11 protein-coding genes and 2 pseudogenes are annotated in these 18,178 nt (G+C 36.6%); 6 read left to right on the top strand and 7 right to left on the bottom strand.

Annotated features, from left to right (window positions below; all coding sequences use genetic code 11):
* Positions 1-609 precede the first annotated feature (609 nt).
* Both F6K18_RS03665 and F6K18_RS03670 read left to right on the top strand, forming a co-directional pair.
* Complete coding sequence (locus F6K18_RS03665) at positions 610-3,642, top strand: HEAT repeat domain-containing protein (protein ID WP_287518775.1); 3,033 nt, start codon at positions 610-612, stop codon at positions 3,640-3,642.
* Between the two features lie 1,229 nt (positions 3,643-4,871).
* Positions 4,872-5,339, top strand: a complete 468-nt coding sequence (locus tag F6K18_RS03670) for a Crp/Fnr family transcriptional regulator (RefSeq protein ID WP_124146367.1) — start codon at positions 4,872-4,874, stop codon at positions 5,337-5,339.
* Positions 5,340-5,475: 136 nt separating this feature from the next.
* On the opposite strand, the pseudogene F6K18_RS03675 reads toward F6K18_RS03670, so the two are convergent.
* The 6 genes and pseudogenes from F6K18_RS03675 to F6K18_RS03705 form a co-directional block, all read right to left on the bottom strand.
* Positions 5,476-5,806: pseudogene (locus tag F6K18_RS03675) on the bottom strand (transposase).
* Between the two features lie 68 nt (positions 5,807-5,874).
* Positions 5,875-6,147, bottom strand: coding sequence for a hypothetical protein (locus F6K18_RS03680; RefSeq protein ID WP_287518778.1), 273 nt, complete (start codon positions 6,145-6,147; stop codon positions 5,875-5,877).
* 180 nt (positions 6,148-6,327) lie between these two features.
* The gene (locus F6K18_RS03685; RefSeq protein WP_287518780.1) at positions 6,328-6,453 is read right to left on the bottom strand and encodes a hypothetical protein; all 126 of its coding nucleotides are present in this window, start codon (positions 6,451-6,453) and stop codon (positions 6,328-6,330) included.
* A 64-nt stretch (positions 6,454-6,517) separates the two neighbouring features.
* Positions 6,518-6,802, bottom strand: coding sequence for a hypothetical protein (locus F6K18_RS03690; protein ID WP_287518782.1), 285 nt, complete (start codon positions 6,800-6,802; stop codon positions 6,518-6,520).
* A gap of 684 nt (positions 6,803-7,486) precedes the next feature.
* The gene (locus F6K18_RS03700) at positions 7,487-7,906 is read right to left on the bottom strand and encodes a DUF4870 domain-containing protein (protein WP_353735007.1); all 420 of its coding nucleotides are present in this window, start codon (positions 7,904-7,906) and stop codon (positions 7,487-7,489) included.
* 231 nt (positions 7,907-8,137) lie between these two features.
* Complete coding sequence (locus tag F6K18_RS03705) at positions 8,138-8,323, bottom strand: ATP-binding protein (RefSeq protein WP_353735011.1); 186 nt, start codon at positions 8,321-8,323, stop codon at positions 8,138-8,140.
* Between the two features lie 42 nt (positions 8,324-8,365).
* On the opposite strand from F6K18_RS03705, the pseudogene F6K18_RS37235 reads away from it, so the two are divergent.
* The 4 genes and pseudogenes from F6K18_RS37235 to F6K18_RS03725 form a co-directional block, all read left to right on the top strand.
* A pseudogene (locus tag F6K18_RS37235) lies at positions 8,366-8,811 on the top strand (IS701 family transposase); the annotation flags it as partial.
* A 320-nt stretch (positions 8,812-9,131) separates the two neighbouring features.
* Positions 9,132-9,260, top strand: a complete 129-nt coding sequence (locus F6K18_RS03715; protein WP_287518786.1) for a hypothetical protein — start codon at positions 9,132-9,134, stop codon at positions 9,258-9,260.
* Positions 9,261-9,855: 595 nt separating this feature from the next.
* Positions 9,856-11,484: a peptide chain release factor 3 gene (locus tag F6K18_RS03720; protein WP_287518788.1), complete on the top strand. Its 1,629-nt coding sequence runs from the start codon at positions 9,856-9,858 to the stop codon at positions 11,482-11,484.
* Positions 11,485-13,446: 1,962 nt separating this feature from the next.
* Positions 13,447-15,753, top strand: coding sequence for a hypothetical protein (locus F6K18_RS03725; protein WP_287518789.1), 2,307 nt, complete (start codon positions 13,447-13,449; stop codon positions 15,751-15,753).
* A gap of 562 nt (positions 15,754-16,315) precedes the next feature.
* On the opposite strand, the gene F6K18_RS03730 is transcribed toward F6K18_RS03725, so the two are convergent.
* Entirely contained in the window at positions 16,316-18,178 is a 1,863-nt protein-coding gene (locus F6K18_RS03730) for a sodium:solute symporter family protein (RefSeq protein WP_287518791.1), read from the bottom strand.

Consider the following 18,178-nt stretch of genomic DNA (forward strand, 5'->3'; position numbering starts at 1 on the left):
CCTATGATTTTCAGGATGATAAATAATTTCAAAAACAAAGATAATTCCAGTATGAATTCGGTCTTTAAATCTTAATTTCAGTAGTTAGTGTAAATATTACGCTAACTTTTTTTGTCCAAAGTCCAATAATCATTCTAGCAATTGATTAATCCACAATCCAATTCAATCAAAATTCTCAAATCATTTGCATATTTGCATATAGTGTATAATTTGGTAATTATTGCTGATTTAATCAGTATGATTGATGCCGTTGCGTAAGTCCTGATAGTTTTAGATAGAGATGAGAATGCTGCAATTAACATATTAAATAAGGCATTAAATGAGGTGCGTATCATCTTGTCTGCTTGTGGAGGCTTAGATATTAATCAACCAGCACTCGCAAGAAACTTCTTTGTTTGAAAAGCTACCGTTATTATCTCCTATTTAACGAGAGAGAACTTCACAGTTTAGGATAATACTAATTAAGTTTGAGTGGGTGAAGCTAGCTCTCCGTTCTACTTGATTTATTAAGTACATTCCTCTTCTGATAATTTTCAGCAGAGGATTTAAACTATTGGGCAAGAAGTATACTTTCTTAAGTATAGATTTAAGTTCAAATTCAGCAAATTCATGGAACAGAGAAGTTTGAAAAATTACACAGGATTAGGAGATAAACTGCTAATATCCCTCAATCTCCGTTCTGAGGAAGTAGAGCGAACCTTGCTAATGTTTGCGGTATATACTCTTACTTCTGTCGGATTAATTTGGTTAGAACTAAGTACAGTTAGTTTATTTTTAGACCAGTATGGTGCTGACAAACTACCATGGATATATATTGCCAGTGCTGTTATAGGTTCAGGTCTGGGTTTTGTCTATTCTTGGCTACAAAAAATCATGCCTCTGCGTCGAGTAATAATAGTTATTCTATTACTAATGGCAGCACCTTTGTTTTTATTTCGGTTTGGTATTGGTATCGAAAATGTACAGATAACTGGTCTGAGTTTAGCTTTTCTGACTACCTTTATGATGTGGTTGTGGGTAGAAGCTTGTTATTTGCTCAACGATCTGAATACCTCAATCACAGCTAATCAGTTATTTAACATCAGAGAAATTAAGCGAACATATCCAATAATTAGTAGTGGTTTTTTAGTGGCAGGAGTAATTAGTGGATTTTCTCTACCTTTAATACTATACTTTGTTGGACTGAGTAATGTTACAATAATATCTGGATTAATGATAGTATGTGGTTCAGGAATACTGTTATTTTTGTCAGAAAAATATCAACAATCTTTTCCTGACTCTAGCCGTTGGATACCGGAAGAAGACGAACAAGAATTTTCTACAAGGAACATTCAAGGACCTCTACAAGGTTATATACTCCCATTAATCATCTTTTTTGTAATAGCAGAAGTTCTCTATGTATTAATAGACTTTCAATTCTTTTATCAACTAGAACTGCAAAACCCAACAACTGATGGAGCAAGTCAAATAGCAACTTTCTTAGGTTTATTTGAGGGAGTTTTGAGTACCTGCCAAGTAGCAACTCAATGGTTTGCCTCTAGTCGTCTAGTAGAAAGAATCGGAGTTTTTGGTACAGCGATGATACTACCACTAGGGGCAATAGCTTTAGGCTTACTTTCTTTTACAGGTGCAATAACAGGATTATTTTCAGTATTTATAGGATTAGTAATTCTGAGATTTTTAGATGAGTTATTACACTATACGTTGATTGAAACTACTGGACCTGTTTTATTCCAACCTCTGCCTGAAAATATTCGCAGCGATGTTCAAACAATGGTAAATGGGGTGGCAGAACCATTTTCTACAGGCTTGAGTGGATTAATAATACTAGCAATTCTCTGGTTATGTAGATTAATATTAAATCCTAGTCACAGTGGGTTTCAAGACCAGCAGGGTCTGATATTTGTAATAGCAATTCTGATATCTGGTTTCGTATGGTTGGGAGTAATATGGTTAATTAGAAGTCAATATATTGGCTTGCTAGTAAGAAGCGCTGGTAAAGGAAGACTTGGTGTCTTGGATGTAGATATGCGGGCATTGAAGCGCTCGGTAGTAGAAACTTTGCAAAAAGGTACAGCAGAAGAAGATAAACGTTCCTGCATTGAGTTACTTAGTCAAATAGATAAAAAAAATGTAGGGGAAATACTGGCTCCACTTTTGCCGGTTATGTCATCTGAATTACAACATCAAAGTCTCGAAGTAATGTTGAATCATCCTAACCCAACTTATCTCGAACAAGTACGTTCCCTAGTTCAGACATCTATACCACCAGAAGTATTGGCTTTGGCTTTACGCTATATTTGGCTGACAGAATCAGAGCCAGAGATTAATCAAATACGACCTTATTTACAACCTTCAGTCGATCCAGTGGTAAGAGGTACTGCCGCAGCTTTAATTATGCGTCGAGGCGATCGAGGACAAAAAGCTGAAGCTACTAATGTTTTACGCAGGATGATTACTTCCAAATTAGAAAAAGAAAGAGTTATGGGCGTTCGTGCTTTGGGGGAAGCAGATTATTTGCAAGGATTACGATTGTATGTCCCTAGTTTATTACAGGATGAATCGTTACGAGTGCGAAAGTATTGCATGGATGTAATTGCTGCTACTCGTTTGGAAAGCTACTACCCCTCTTTATTGCGAGGTTTGTCTTACAAATCTACTCGGGAAGCTGCGTTACAAGCATTGGTGAGGTTAGGTAATGATGGGATTCCGATGTTGGTAAAGTTGGCAGATGATTCTCATAAGTCAGATTTGGTCAGATTACAGGCTTGGAATGCTATTGGTGAAATTGGTACAATTGAAGCGCTGGATGCTCTGGTAAATAGAATGATGACTACCTGGGGTATAACACGCCGTAATATTCTGCGCAGATTGTTGACAATGCCAGGGGAAGTTGGAATTGAGGGGGTACTTGAACGGGTAGGTCGTAGCGGTGTAGAAATTTTAATTGAGCAAGAGTTGATGTTTATGGGGCAAGTTTATGCAGGTATAGTAGATTTGTCTGGAGTGGATATGACTTCTACTACTACTTTATCTCCTATCGTAGAGGAGGTTAATGGAAAACTGAGTACTGATTATACGCAAATGTTACTTCGGGCATTAAAATTGCTGGAGTTAGATGCTATAGAACGGTGTTTCTTATTAATGAAGTTTCTCTATCCATTGGGAGCTATTCAGGCAGCAGCTTTTAATATTAAGTCTGACTCACGTTCAAATTTAGCCCGTGGTTTAGAGATTTTAGATAATACTGTAGATATTTCCTGTAAGCGATCGCTGATTGATATTTTGGATCAAAACAGTTATGAGGAAAAGTTAAGTAGTTTGTCTGAGATGGTGGTTTATAAACTAATGGCTCCTAGCGAACGTTTACGGCATCTGTTAAATTTACGTCATTTTCTTTCTGATTGGGCTTTGGCTTGTTGTTTGCAGATGGCTCGTGCAGCTCGTTGGGGTTTAACTGCAGAGCAAACTTTAGTTTGTTTGCGTCATCCTACAGGTTTTGTGCGGGAGGCGGCTTTAGCTTATTTACGGATGGCATCTCAACGTGCTTTGGTTGAATTATTACCTAATTTGAGAAGTGACCCAGATCCTCTGGTAGCTGCTCAAGTAGAACAAATGATTGTTGAATTTGGTATTGGTTAACAATAGCAGGGTAGTTATCGTAATTTGGATAAGTAGATAGGCAAATTTGTTTGTATATCTACTATAAGAATACTCAATCTACTTGACTAAAATAATTTTCAAAAAAATCAAAGTCTCTCCCTAAAGTAGATTTGGTTATTGAGGTAATTAGCCTATAATCTACTAATAACTAGAGATACATTTTCTGTGCCGATTTTGCCTACTTCGGTTATGAATTATACCAATTTGGAAAAAGAATGTTACGAATAATCAGGGCAATTAAATGACTTTATAGGAGATGTCCCTTGAAGTAAAAATATCAATTCTGACCTAATAAATGGTATCAAAGCTATTTATTCTGTAAGTCGCCAATCTGACAGCTCCCCTACCTGACTCCTGACTTCCCCTCCTGGGAGGGGGAGGGGCGAGGGGTGGGTTGACTCCTAAGAAATAACCTATTTATTTGTAGCAAATATTTATCAATTTGGTATTATAAGGGTTTTCACATAGATAGACTACAGTAGCCAAAGCATTTTTCTACTGCCTCTGTTGGTGCGCATTCCCTCTCTTGGTTGACATTCTCATGGCGAGGAGACCTCGCCGGATTCCAACCGCTTGCGTCTGTCGCACCCCGTGGGGTCGCGCCGCTACTCCATTTTCTCTATCCCCTAAGCAAAAATAATTTTGTAGTCTACTTAAATGAAAAGCGCTGTAAATTAATTTTGTGGCGTTGTACAGTGACGAATAATACCAAATCCGGGTATAAAAAAAGGCTTGTCTTATCTCTCAATCCTATGTATCGTATAAAACTACCATTTTTTTTATACCCTCTTACTAGGGTAGATTTGGTATGATTTGAGATTTTTGATGAACAGGATTTTGGATTAATCAATTCCTGTAATGATTAATGTTAGGTTTTTTTTAGTCAAAGTCTAAACTATTTTTTGGCAATATCATTCCATAATATGCAACACCAATTTTGTATATATACCAGATACTTCTGATAACTTGCAGCAAGTATAAAAATTAAATCTCTTTTCCCTTTTTTTTCAAATACTTCTGTTTACCTTTTAGGTGACTTGTACAAAAAGTCTATTGATATGATTAATTTTAATTATGGGATAGTGTAAACTAAAGAAATGCAAGGTCATCTATCAAATGTTATCTGAACATTATTAACCATTAAAATTTGCTCAATAAAACGTGATTATTAAATTTGTTTATTCACCAAAGGGAAGGGTGTAAATGTTATGCTGACAAGTGTAGAGCGTCTTTTATTTATTAGAGCTGTCCCAATTTTTAGAGAATTAAGAGATGATTTCTTAGTACGTTTAGCTTCTGTTATGGATGAGCTATCTTTCCCTAGTAGTTATAGCATTTTTACTGAAGGGCAAGAGGGAAGGTCTCTTTATATTGTGGTATCTGGTAAAGTTAGAGTTCATTTGGCAGACAGGGAGTTAGCAAGGTTAGAACAAGGAGCTTGTTTTGGTGAAATGTCTTTGTTTGATGCTGAACCTCGTTCTGCTTCTGTAACTACTTTAGAAATTTGTGAATGTTTGATGTTAACTCAAATGCAACTTTATGATGCAATTGATGAAACACCAGATATTGCTATTAATATTATTCGTCTGTTGTCTCGTCGTATTCGTGAACTAAATCAAAAAATTAATGCCAGAGAAAATAGTATAGCTACTACTAAAGTAGCCGAGTTTCGTTAGTTCACCAAAATATTCAGTAAATTGGTTTTGTCTAAATAAAACCAACATCGCTTATGCTTACAGCACTTTTGAGGATGGTGAGGTACAGTAACAGCAATGAGTGAACCAATTTCTCATATCAGTTAAAGTCACTTGCTCAATTGCTTCCATTAATGCTATTTCGAGCATCATCTCTAGTACGAGCCGCAACCCCTCGCAAATATTCTTTAATTTTTGACCAACAATTTTCAATTGGGTTAAATTCAGGAGAATATGGAGAAAGATATAGCACTTTTATTCGGAGCTTCTTCAATTATATTTCTGATTTCCTCAACTTGATGAGCTGGTAAATTGTCCATTACCAAATATGCACCTGGCCATAAATTAGGTAATAAAACTTGTTCAATAAAAACTTGAAAAACATTTTTACCGAGAAATTGTGGGTATGCGCCTCCCCTTTTCAGGGGAAAAAAGAAAAAATTTTTCATGATTAGTCAATCCTCTTGTTTTCAAGGAGAGGTAATTATTAATAATTAATTGTTGAATTGTACCACTATCAATGGTGATCATCCCAGAAAAACCAGACAAAGAAATTGTACCAATTAATGTTAAGTTTGTTCCTCGCATCATCGGGACGAGTATCATAAACTCTATTTCCTTTGGCAGAACGGCCATAGGTTCTAGTCATGGCTAAATTTATAGCAGTTTCATCTAAAAAAACTAGGTTTTTTGCCTGGATATCTCGAACGTTTTCCCAATAATCAAGCCTTTTTTCCAGATTTTTTGTGGTTCCAGCTTGAGCTGTGCGAAAAGTTTTTTTTCGCGTCAAGTTGAATTTTTGAAGTTCAACACACAGAGTAGAGCTACTTACTGAGAAATTGTGGGTATGCGCTTCCCCTTTTCAGGGGATAATAAATAAAAATTTTCATGATTAGTCAATCCTCTTGTTTTCAAGGAGAGGTAATAATTAATAATTAATTATTAATTGTTGAACATAGTCTCCATCAATTCACACAATTTCTGGTTGGTCTCCTCTAGACAAACATTGATCTATTAGAGACATTGCTAAGTCTGGTTTCTTGACAAATTCTGGGTGTTTTTTTCCTTTGGGAAAAGAATCAGCTTTCTGATACAAAGCTATATCTCAAAGCAGACTTTTAACTCGATCATCAAGATTAGTTGTAACTACGACTACACCATTATCTGTTTTTCCTATTTCTCCTAATATATTGTCGCCCTACTCCTGCAGTTAAATTACCACTTCTTGCTCCGTCTTTACGCTGAGGAAACCTCAGCGCAGGCGGTGCGCTTTTTCTGTGGCCTGAATCGTCTATAATTAAAGCAAATAAACCAGAAGGTTTTGTTTGACGACATTCCCACATCACTTGAAGACAAAGCTGATTCACAACATCTACGGACCAATTTGCTCGAGCTAAAAAATGCCGTAATTTGTGGTAGGTGTGACCTACAGAGCATGTTCGCAATTTGAGACAAGTTTTTTAAGAGCCATTTAGCGGTTGATAGTCTCGACTTTCCCTTTTTTACCCATTGTACATGCATCATCAGTTTCTGATGATGTGGGATGAATAGAAATGTGATCAGACAACATCGACTACTTTAAATCCAAACCAGTCAACATTCCTAAAACTACTATATTACTTGATAATGGATACCACCCCGAAAAGATAATAGAGGAGTTAAAGAAAATTTATCCGGCAATTATGTATGACCAAGATTCGGCTTAAACTATCACCAAAGCCATCAAAGTTAGAGAAAGAGAATCTTGGAAAAAAAGGGTTTGTGCCAGTTAAAGCATTCCGGGGTCATAGAAAGAACCAACTCATGGATGGAAAGATGTAAAAGCTTGACCAAAAACTTTGTTTGCGCAGCATTCCGCAGGAAAAGGACTCTTAACAACGCTACAGTTAAGATTAATTTGTGCTTTATTCGACTGATGCTTAAGAGGTTGACATCACATATATACCACTCAGGGGTTCTATATACGCTCCAATGCTACCAGACATAATATCATACCTTGATTCAGCAACACCGTAATCATTTATTCCCAATTTTTAGGATATACCTAATATAAATACTTAATTATCCTCCTTTTTATCATACTATTTTTTCTATTACACAAGCTAGGCTGGGAATGTCGAAAATTATGACTAGAATAGACGAAAAATAAATGGATAACAATAAGGTTTATTAGGATTATTTATCACATTGAGAATGGCAATAATTGGCATGACAAAACTAATAATTGCTAACAAAACTAATAAAGGAATACCAATAAGCAACCAGATCAATATACCGAATATAATAGCGTAAATATAAATGTTAATATGAAAATTCAAAGATTCTTTAGCATTACTTTTTACAACCGAATCATTAGTTAAGAGTAAAATAGCTATTGGTATCCCAACAGATACAATAGTTGTACTCAAGAAAATTGCTCCATGACATAAAGCTGATAGAATTTTTCTTTTGTCAGCATCCATTAAATATTTCTCCTGATTCAAATTAGATATAGCAGGGAACAGAGAACAGGGAACAGTGGGAAAAATATTTCCCCTTATTAGGATCATTATCAGTCTATGTCCTAACCTACCTGTATATTCCTATATTTGTTTTTTCAAACCAAAAAATAATAGGCAGAGGCCAGTAATTTAGTGGTTATTAAATTGACTTAAGTCTAATTATAGCTCTGTTGTTTGTTTTGTTTTCTGGCGGATAGGAATTTCAATTAAAAATTCTGTTCCTTGTTTTGGTGTAGAAGTACAATTTAGTTTGCCTTGATGTTTTTCAATAATAACTTGTTAACATACGGATAATCCTAGACCAGTACCACTGCCTATAGGTTTCGTAGTAAAAAATGGGTCAAATATTTTCTGAAAAACTATTTCTGTCATACCTATACCATTATCCGAAATAATAATTGCTACTTGTTGAGAAGATATAGATTTTGCACTAATTTTAATAGCTGGTAAATTGTAAGCATTCAGCCGTCAGCTATTAGCTATTAATGGCTTTAATAGATAATGAGCGGAAAAATCTACTATTGTCCATGGAAAAAAAATCCCTTAGTAGACGATACTGGAGGTGTAGAAAAGTATAAAAACCTGGAAAAATTAAGATGGAGTGATGCCGAATTAGTATCAGGAAAAATTCTTAAGATTAAGGGTTTTCCTAGAGAGAAAAAAGTCAAGTTATTCTGGGGTACTGTTTCCACAAACACCAACAGAATATATAGTGACTAATGACTGGAAGCAATTCTCTACAGATGATGTAGAATTTGAGTGACTTGCCTAGATGGAAAATAGAAGAGTTTCACAGGGAAATCAAGCAATTAACAGGACTTGAGGAGTGCCAATGTCCTAGAGCCAGAATTCAAAAAAACCATATTGCTTGTGCCATGTTAGTTTGGAATTATTTAAAAATTCAAGGCAGGAAAAGAGGGAAAACTATTGATAAAATCCAAAATGAATTATGATCAAATTATTGAATAAATGAAATTAAGTATCCAGTAATAAAATTGTACATACTTTGAATTATAGAGTGGAGAAATGAAGTATAAAATCAACGGTTTTTAGGAAGATTTGATCGACAGAAAAACAGGAAGCGAACGCTACAATATTTAGTCCGATAGCATAGATTAGTATACGCTATATATAGTGTATTTGCGTAAGTCCTGTATGTTAATTTTATTGAGGTAATCGCCCTTTATTTTTAAGCGTTAGCGGAGCTTTGCGTCAGCAATCGTTCTGTTTACCATGCGCTATATGTAGTGTCTTTGCATAAGTCCTGAACTTATTGTTAATTGCCTTTAGTTTTTTAGGGCTAGAAAGTTCTAATAACTTGGATATTAATGGTATTAAAGTTCCTGCTGTGAATACTGATATTCCCGCAGTTATTGCTTTAACTATACCTGATAGCCAATAGGTGGGATGCTAGAGAGTCCAAATTGCCATTAAGTAGGTCATTCCATAGGGAACAATAAATGCACTAAACAAAACAAATATTTTTGGATAAGGTACATTCTGTCGCTTCTGAATCAAATAAATTAAAGAAATAGGGATTGAAAAGTAAGCTAAGATAATGAATAAATCTGATAGCCATACTAATCCTGATTGCCAAAGATAATAATGTCCGTGAGGAATATAGTTTCATGTACTCCAAATATTTGATAAGAATTCCATATAACTTGCCTCTCTTCATAAATTATTTAATTCTTGAGTTTTAACTTGTTTAATATTAGCTTTATTCTATTTATTTGTTTTTGATTTTAAAGTGATATATATAGTAGTTTTAGTGCGGATTATATGATAATTATAAATAGATAAAATATTATATAGCAATCCTATTTCATTTGTGAAAAATATCTTTTAATTTAGGGAACAGGCAACAAGGAATAGAAGTAAAAGTTTCAGAGTTTTGATATATCCTGATATTTTTTACAAATGATTTCTGATTGCTATAGTATAGATAAATATATAATATGATTAATTGTTGCCTATTTTAGGAGTTAAACTAAATAATGTCCATTGAAATTGAAACAGAATTGCAAACAGCCGTAGATAAACGGCGTAACTTTGCAATTATTTCCCATCCTGATGCGGGTAAAACTACTCTTACAGAAAAACTTTTGTTGTATGGAGGTGCTATTCACGAAGCTGGTGCAGTAAAGGCTAAAAGAGCGCAGCGTCATGCTACCTCTGACTGGATGGAAATGGAACAACAACGGGGTATTTCTATTACCTCAACAGTTTTACAATTTGAATATCAAAACTGTCAAATTAACCTTTTAGATACTCCCGGTCACCAAGATTTCAGCGAAGATACATATAGAACTTTAGCTGCAGCAGACAACGCTGTAATGTTAGAAGATTCTGCTAAAGGTTTAGAACCTCAAACTCGCAAATTATTTGAAGTATGTAAGATGCGAAAACTACCCATTTTTACATTTTTTAATAAGATGGATAGACCAGGGCGAGAACCTTTAGAACTCTTGGATGAAATAGAAAAGGAATTAGGTTTAAAAACATATCCTGTAAATTGGCCTATAGGTATGGGCGATCGCTTCAAGGGAGTTTTTGATAGGAGAAAGAAAGAAATTCATCTGTTTGAGCGTAGCGTTCATGGTAGTAAAGCTGCAAGAAATACGGTAGTAAATTTGGGCGACCCTCGCATCGAAGAATTACTGGAGCAAGACCTTTATTATCAACTTAAAGAAGACATAGAATTGCTGGAAGAATTAGGTTCAGATTTAGATTTGGAACAGATACATAAAGGTGAAATGACACCTGTATTTTTTGGCAGTGCTATGACTAATTTTGGGGTGCAATTATTCTTAGATGCTTTTTTAGAATATGCTCTAAAACCGGGTACTCATAAAAGTACAGTAGGTGAAATTTCTCCTACTTATCCAAATTTCACTGGATTTGTATTTAAATTGCAGGCGAATATGGACCCAAAACACCGAGATAGGGTGGCATTTATTCGGGTTTGTACGGGAAGATTTGAAAAAGATATGACTGTTAGTCATGCTAGAACAGGTAAAACAGTTCGATTATCTCGACCGCAAAAGTTATTTGCTCAAGATAGAGACTCTATTGAAATTGCTTATCCAGGAGATATAATTGGTTTAAATAATCCAGGGGTATTTGCTATTGGAGATACTATTTATAATGGCAAAAAATTAGAGTATGAAGGTATCCCTTGTTTTTCACCAGAAATATTTGCTTATTTAAGAAATCCTAATCCTTCTAAATTTAAGCAATTTCGGAAAGGAGTTAATGAGTTACGAGAAGAGGGTGCTGTACAAATTATGTACTCTGCAGATGAGGCAAAAAGAGACCCTATTTTAGCTGCTGTTGGGCAACTTCAATTAGAGGTTGTTCAGTTCCGAATGCAAAATGAATATGGAGTTGAAACTAATGTGGAAATGTTGCCTTTTAGTGTAGCGCGTTGGGTTAATTCTGGTTGGGATGTGCTGCGACAAGTTGGTAGGTTATTTAATACTGTAGCTGTAAAAGATAGCTGGGGGCGACCTGTTTTATTGTTCAAAAATGAGTGGAATTGTCAACAGGTAGAATCTGAGCATCCAGAGTTAAATTTGAATACTACAGCTCCAGTTGTTTCTGGTCAGGAACCGGAGTCTTTATAGAAACTATTTGATATCTATATAATTATGGTGGTCAAGTCTTTTCGCGCATCAATTTTGAGGAAAAATCATCTGAAAGAGTGTTGAATTTTTTGTATTATTTCTCTCCACATCTTACCTCCTGTCTCCTGTCTCCTGTCTCCTGACTCCTAGCTAAAAAAACGCGCATATTTATGAAGATGCCAAATTAGTTCTATAAGCAGAAGGAGGAAGAAGTTAGAAGAAAATGTTCAATTTCTCAGGTAATGTTTCACTCTATTTTTGATAGAGAGCTACCATTTTTCCAATTTGTTGAAATAATTCAAGTCAGGAGGAAGGAAGAAGTTAGAAGAAAATGTTCAATTTCTCAGGTAATGTTTCACTCTATTTTTGATAGAGAGCTACCATTTTTCCAATTTGTTGAAATAATTGGTAGTGCGTCAAGGAAGTGTGGGGAGAGCTGAGAAAGAAAGTAGGAGGAATAATTGTAGGGTGTATATTTATTGTGCTTGTCTTTATGCTGTCCTAATTTCTTGGTCCAACAAGCTTAACAACTCGCACTTTTTGGGCGACAAAAATGCGCTCAACCTTTATATATCACTGCTGACTGATTACATAAGCCTGCCCTACTTACTTATCCCACACTTTACGCTCTGCACAACCAAATAATTCAAGTCAGGAGGAAGGAAGAAGTTAGAAGAAAATGTTCAATTTGCTACTTAGTACTTTACTTTTATTCTTCTTCCTGATTGTAATTATAAGTTAGGTTAAAACACTATATAAATAAATATTAAAACTATAGTGCTACACAATATCACAATATATAGATATATTTTTTACTGAATAATTAAGGTTTAATATTATGTCCGGATAAGAGGGATATGGAAAAAACTTATCCTCTTGCTTAAACAGTAAATCTGTCTATTTTCCCTACTCCCCTACTCCCCTACTACCCCAGGGCTGTTTCAAAGTATTGTAGATTAACGATGAGCGGGAGAACGGGAGATGAGAAGTTCGTAGAACAGTGAAATTTACAAAAATTTGCAGATTTTTCAGCCAATAAGGGTTCGTTTTGCTCTTACTAAAATGGTGAAAAGTCAACTTTTAATCATAAATTAGAAGCCTCCATCCCCGTGTCTCGGTGTCTAGTGCGTCCCCGTGTCTGTCGAGAATGAAACAGCCCTGCCCTACTCCCCTACTCCCCCGCTCCCCCGCTACCCTACTATCTGAATAATAAGTATTCAACCGGACATGATATAAGGCTTCTTCTTTTTTGAATAAATCAAGGCAAACTATCCTATTTGTTTTCAGGAAAGGTAATTATTAATTATTAATTGTTCACAAATTTCTCAGTTATTTTAACCACATAATTATCGGGAGCAATATTAATGCTGTCCCCATTTTTTGAAGCACTATGGGTAAATGTGAGGCAAAACTAATTTCCCCTCTCTGTTGCGAATATCACAATAGTCATTTCATTTTTTGAAGCACTCGATGGTGAGTCTGAGGCAAAACTAATTTCTGCTTTCTGTTGCAAATATCGCAATAGTCATTTCATTTCCTGAAACACTCGACGGTGAGTCTGAGGTCAAACTAATTTCTGCTTTCTGTTGCGAATATCGCAATAGTCATCTCATTTCCTGAAGCACTCGACGGTGAGTCTGAGGTCAAACTAATTTCTGCTTTCTGTTGCGAATATCGCAATAGTCATCTCATTTCCTGAAGCACTCGACGGTGAGTCTGAGGCAAAACTAATAGAGTTAGTTTATGCAATTTTACCTAACCTATAACTGTAGGGTCTGACTCCCTATAATAGACTGTAAAAATCTTTTTTTTATCAGTTATTACGACAGCAAGATTGCTAAATTAAAATAATATAGCTTCTTCAAAATCAATATAACTGCAACTCTTTTGGTTTCAGGAAAGTTATTTGACAAATGATTTAAACTGGCTATAAATTTACTCAAATCTTGCCAATAATTAACAATGAAACGAAATAAAATTATTACTCTATCAACTATATGTTTACTAACTCTAGGAATTGCAGAATTTTCTAGACAAAAATTAATCACAGCAGATTTATCAGGAGATATTAGTATCACCCTAGACAATGCACTATTGAAACAAGCAGAAAAAAATATTAACTATCAAGACATTACCTTAGATTTAGTTTGTCAAAATTCTCAATGCGAAACAGAAATATGGGGTTTTGCTCCAACATTTAATCAAGCAGACCATGATGGTATTGTTGACATTATCAAAAAAGATAAAACCTGGCAGTTGGAAGTAAAAATCAATATTAATCCTGACCCTTGGATCGGCGGTGGAACAGCTAAATATTTAATCGAATTGCAAACTGATAAAAAAGATAAACAGCAGATAGTTGGTAATTATTCAGGTACCTTTAATCAACAACTTGTCAGTGGAAAAGTTACAGGAAATATTACGCCTTACTTGCCCAGAAAAATATCAAACCATACACCCATCTCTGCCAGAGAGCATCCACGACTAATTTTCCGTCAAAATCAACTTTCAGAATTACGAGAAAAAGCCAATACTCCTATAGGTAAAGCTATTTTGGCTAGGCTCGAAAATACTCTACAACAAAAAATATATTATGAAGCTTATGTTCCCAATGGTGGATATCATGCAGCAGGTCATTGTTTCCTATCCCTATTAAAGGATGACCCTCAAGCAGCAGAGACAGGATGGCAAATAGTAGAAAAATCCCTGAATAACCCTGGCCCACGATTGTTGGAACACGGCCCTATTGTGGCAGGTGTCGCTCTAGCCTACGACCTTTGTTATAACGCTTGGGATGAACAACGGGTACAAAAAATTACAGACTGGTTAGCCCAACAGACAAATCTCTTAATTTCAGGTACTCGTGGTAAAGGTTGGAACCCTACTGCTTGGAGTAATTGGAATGGCAGGGCGCGGGGGGCTGCGGGTTTGGCGGCATTGGCTATTTTATCTGAACCGGAACAGTTTTTTTCTCAACCTACTGATGTGAGACGACTGTTGAAAATTTCTGAACGGAATATTCAGCGTTATGTTGATACTGCGGTGGGCGATCGCTCTTTTGGTACTGAGGGAGACCTTTATACTATTGAACCTTGGAAATTAACGCTTCTACCATTTTTTCAAGCTTATGAAAATGTTCTGGGCAAAGATTTGGTGACAAATTCTAATGCGGAATGGTTTTTATCTCACTATGTAATGCGGATAGTTGGGGAAAAGGGTGATGTGTCGATGCCTACTTACGGACGTCATCGTCTGGCTCCGGTAAAGTCTCTATTTTCTCTTGGGTGGAATAGCGTACCGGAAGAATTTTTGCCTGGGGTGATGTGGTTTTTTAATCGTCATTTTGGTTGGGAGGGCGATCGCTCTTTTGGTATTGGTATGAATTTTCCTCACCAGGCTGCTTTTATTCTGGAGGCTTATCCTGAGAGTTTAATGGGTGTTTCGGATGGTTCGCCGGAAAATTTTGTGGAAAGGTTGTTGAATTTTAATTTCTTTACTGGTTTAAGACCAAAAAACCCCGCAAAGGTATTTGGGCGGGTATTGGTGGATGATGAAAAAGGTTTTTATCTGTTTCGTAACAAGTGGCAGGATAAAAATGATTTTGTGGCAAGTATTTATTTGAAGCAACAACCTTTGAAAAGTTCGTGGTCGTTTCCGGAGGCTGGTGGTTTTCGCATTTGGGGTTTGGGAGGACGTTGGGCGAGTGCTGGTCCTGATAATGCTAAAAGAGAGGATGAAAATGTTGTGGTTGTGGGGGAGATGGCTGGAAAAGGAGCTGCTCAACCAAGGTTTTTTGAGGGAGAGATGGATGGATCGGGGGTTGTGAGTATGGATATGGATAGTGTGTTTGAAAATAATGCTTTTGAGTCGTTGCGGTCTTTTGCTGTTGACTATAGTGGGGTGTCGGGTGTGCCTGGTTTGTTTGTGGTGGTGGATAGGTTTTCTGGGGATACGCTGGAGAAGGTTTGGGTAATGCATACTCAAGAGCAGGTGGTTGTTGAGGATAATGGTTTTCTGTTAAAAGCTGATTCTGGGGCGACAATGAGGGCAACTTTTGTTACGCCTGCTGAGGTTAAGGTTGATGTTGAGGAAACGGAGAGAGGTAGAAAAATATTAGCAAGTGGGGGCGATAATTTTTTTGTGGTTATGACTGTGCAAAATGGTATTGCTCCGGAGATTGAGATTTCGGGTAGTCGTTTAGATGCTGAGGTCAGGGTCGGGGAAAGGATGATTTTGTTTGGTGAGGATAGAGTAATTTTCGGGAAGTAATCCCAGAACTATTAGATCCCACATTTTGTACTTCAAATTGTAACATTGAAAGTCGCATAAAGACCGGTAGCTTGGTAGGTATTTATACTATACAAATCATCTCAATTACTTTTTTCGTTCATCAAATTCTGAGTAAACAATTACAGCGGTTTTCATTTAAGTAGGGTTTGCGCTCAAAAGTCTTTTGGTAGGGGTGGGTTGACTCCTGACTCCTTCTTCTATACTACATTTTGTGGTGCGGAATGTGGGTTAGATATCTCCAGAAAAGAGGGAACAGGGAACACTTAACTGGGAAGAGATAGAAATAATTGATAATTTACAGATAAGAATTGATTTTATTTTTTGGCGTTGGTAATTTGAGGTATGATACCATGTCCAGATAAGAGCGCGATAGAACTCCGTCACCTTTACGCTCCCCGAAAAACTTTATCTTTATACTCGGGGTTTCTTCTTCTTTCTTTGCTCCTGACTCCTGAGTTCTGACTCCTGACTCCTAAAGAATTAAGATTCATATCATACAGTAATTTACCAACGCCTATTTTTTATTCTTGGAGATGTCTATTTAAAAAAGTTTTCCTAAGCATTGCACACCGACAATAAACAAAATTATAAAAGCAATGGATGCAATTAGTCCTATCATATCTATCTGATAATCTGAAAGCTTTGCTTGACCAGAACCGATCAACTTGGGTATCCTTAACAAATCAACCAGTATTAGTCGCCCCGATGTCTGGCGATCGCTCTCATCAACATATACTACCTCATCATCCAACTCTTCCAAATCATCTTCATGGAATCCCCTATCGCGTAGCTTATACTCTAAACCCAACGGTGTATCTAAACGTGCATAATACTCAGCAACAGCACGCTGATTATGCTGTTTCGTCAAATAAGATACTACTATCATTACCAGAATGCCTGGAATCAGATATAACGGGTAGCTTATTTCTATCGGCAGAAACACACCTTCACCCGAAGATATAGCCAGTTCATATCCAATAGCACTGTAACCTTTTTGCATTAACTCCGCTGCATATCCGATACCCCATGGCAGAGAAGCTAATCCATCAACAAGTTCTATCTTTTGTACAATGTAAAATAGCGGAAACATTGTCAAAACAGATGACACAGCTCCCCACTTAGTAAGTCTACGCCAGAATATAGAGAAAAATACCGCCACACCACACAGACTTCCTAAAGGCTCAACCAGCGTTATATAATCAATCAAATTTCTGTTCGCAGATGCTCCAATACAAGCTAAAACCATCACCAACATTGCAAAAATCTGAGTGACAATCAAATAATGTTGAGCTGAAGCATTCTTAACCAAGTATTCTTTATAAAAGTTCTTTGTCAGAATACCTGATAAACCGATCAGAATACCATCCAAAGAAGACATAACCGCACCGAGGACTGATGCTACCATCAGACCTTTTAACACAACTGGTAGTAAATCTCCTGCTGCGTATGGGAATACCTTATCCGGAGATACACTTAACATTTCATTACCACCATAAAGAGCAATGGCAAACAATCCAGTAAGTCCCCAACCCACAGTACAGAAACGTTTGATTAAACTGCCAATAACCGACAAACGCGCATACATCTCGTTACGAGCAGTAAGTGAACCTCCCATGCTAACCAGTGGTGCCGACATCAGACTAGCTATTAGAAACCATATAACCCACCAAATACCAAATCCCTGTCCGCCTTCTGTAGATATTAACTCGGTAAAGCGATCGCTAATTCCGGCATCTAATGCAGCAATACCGCCAGCTTTATTTATGGCAAAAGGTATCATCAGAAAAGAAAGAATTACTATCAGCACTCCCTGAAAAATATCTGTAGCGTATGCTGCTACAATACCACCCATTAGTGTGTATATCAGTGTAGGAATTGCTATAACATAAATAGCTGCTGTTTCACTAATCCCACCACCTGTCATTACTTCTATGACGATTGCTGCCGACTTCAGACCTAATCCCATTGATATCGGCCCAGTGAGAATAATTATTGTTTTGAAAAGAACCCCCATTAAACGCCCAAATCGCAGGTTGAACATATCAACAACAGTAACAACCCGAAGACGACGAGCAACCGGTGGATAAATCCAGAAAAAAGGTGTTAGAAGAATCCATGTCAGACTAAGCCACATTCCCGACATACCACCTTTAAAAGTAGCTGTAGCAACACCCATTGGATGATTGGCACTGGTTCCGCCAGCAAAACCACTTGCTATCAGCATCCATAAACCGATTTTCCTTTTACCCAGCAAAAATCCTCCAGAATCTTTAATCCTGCCCATTGCCCAGATTGCTATCCCAAACATTACGACCGCGTAGATACCTACAACTACCCAATCCTGCCACAGAAGTTCAATTACAGCTTGTGATTGAGATATTATACTCATAGTTAAGGTTGGCAT

This window comes from Okeania sp. SIO2C2 (assembly GCF_010692625.1).
Lineage (GTDB): Bacteria > Cyanobacteriota > Cyanobacteriia > Cyanobacteriales > Microcoleaceae > Okeania > Okeania hirsuta.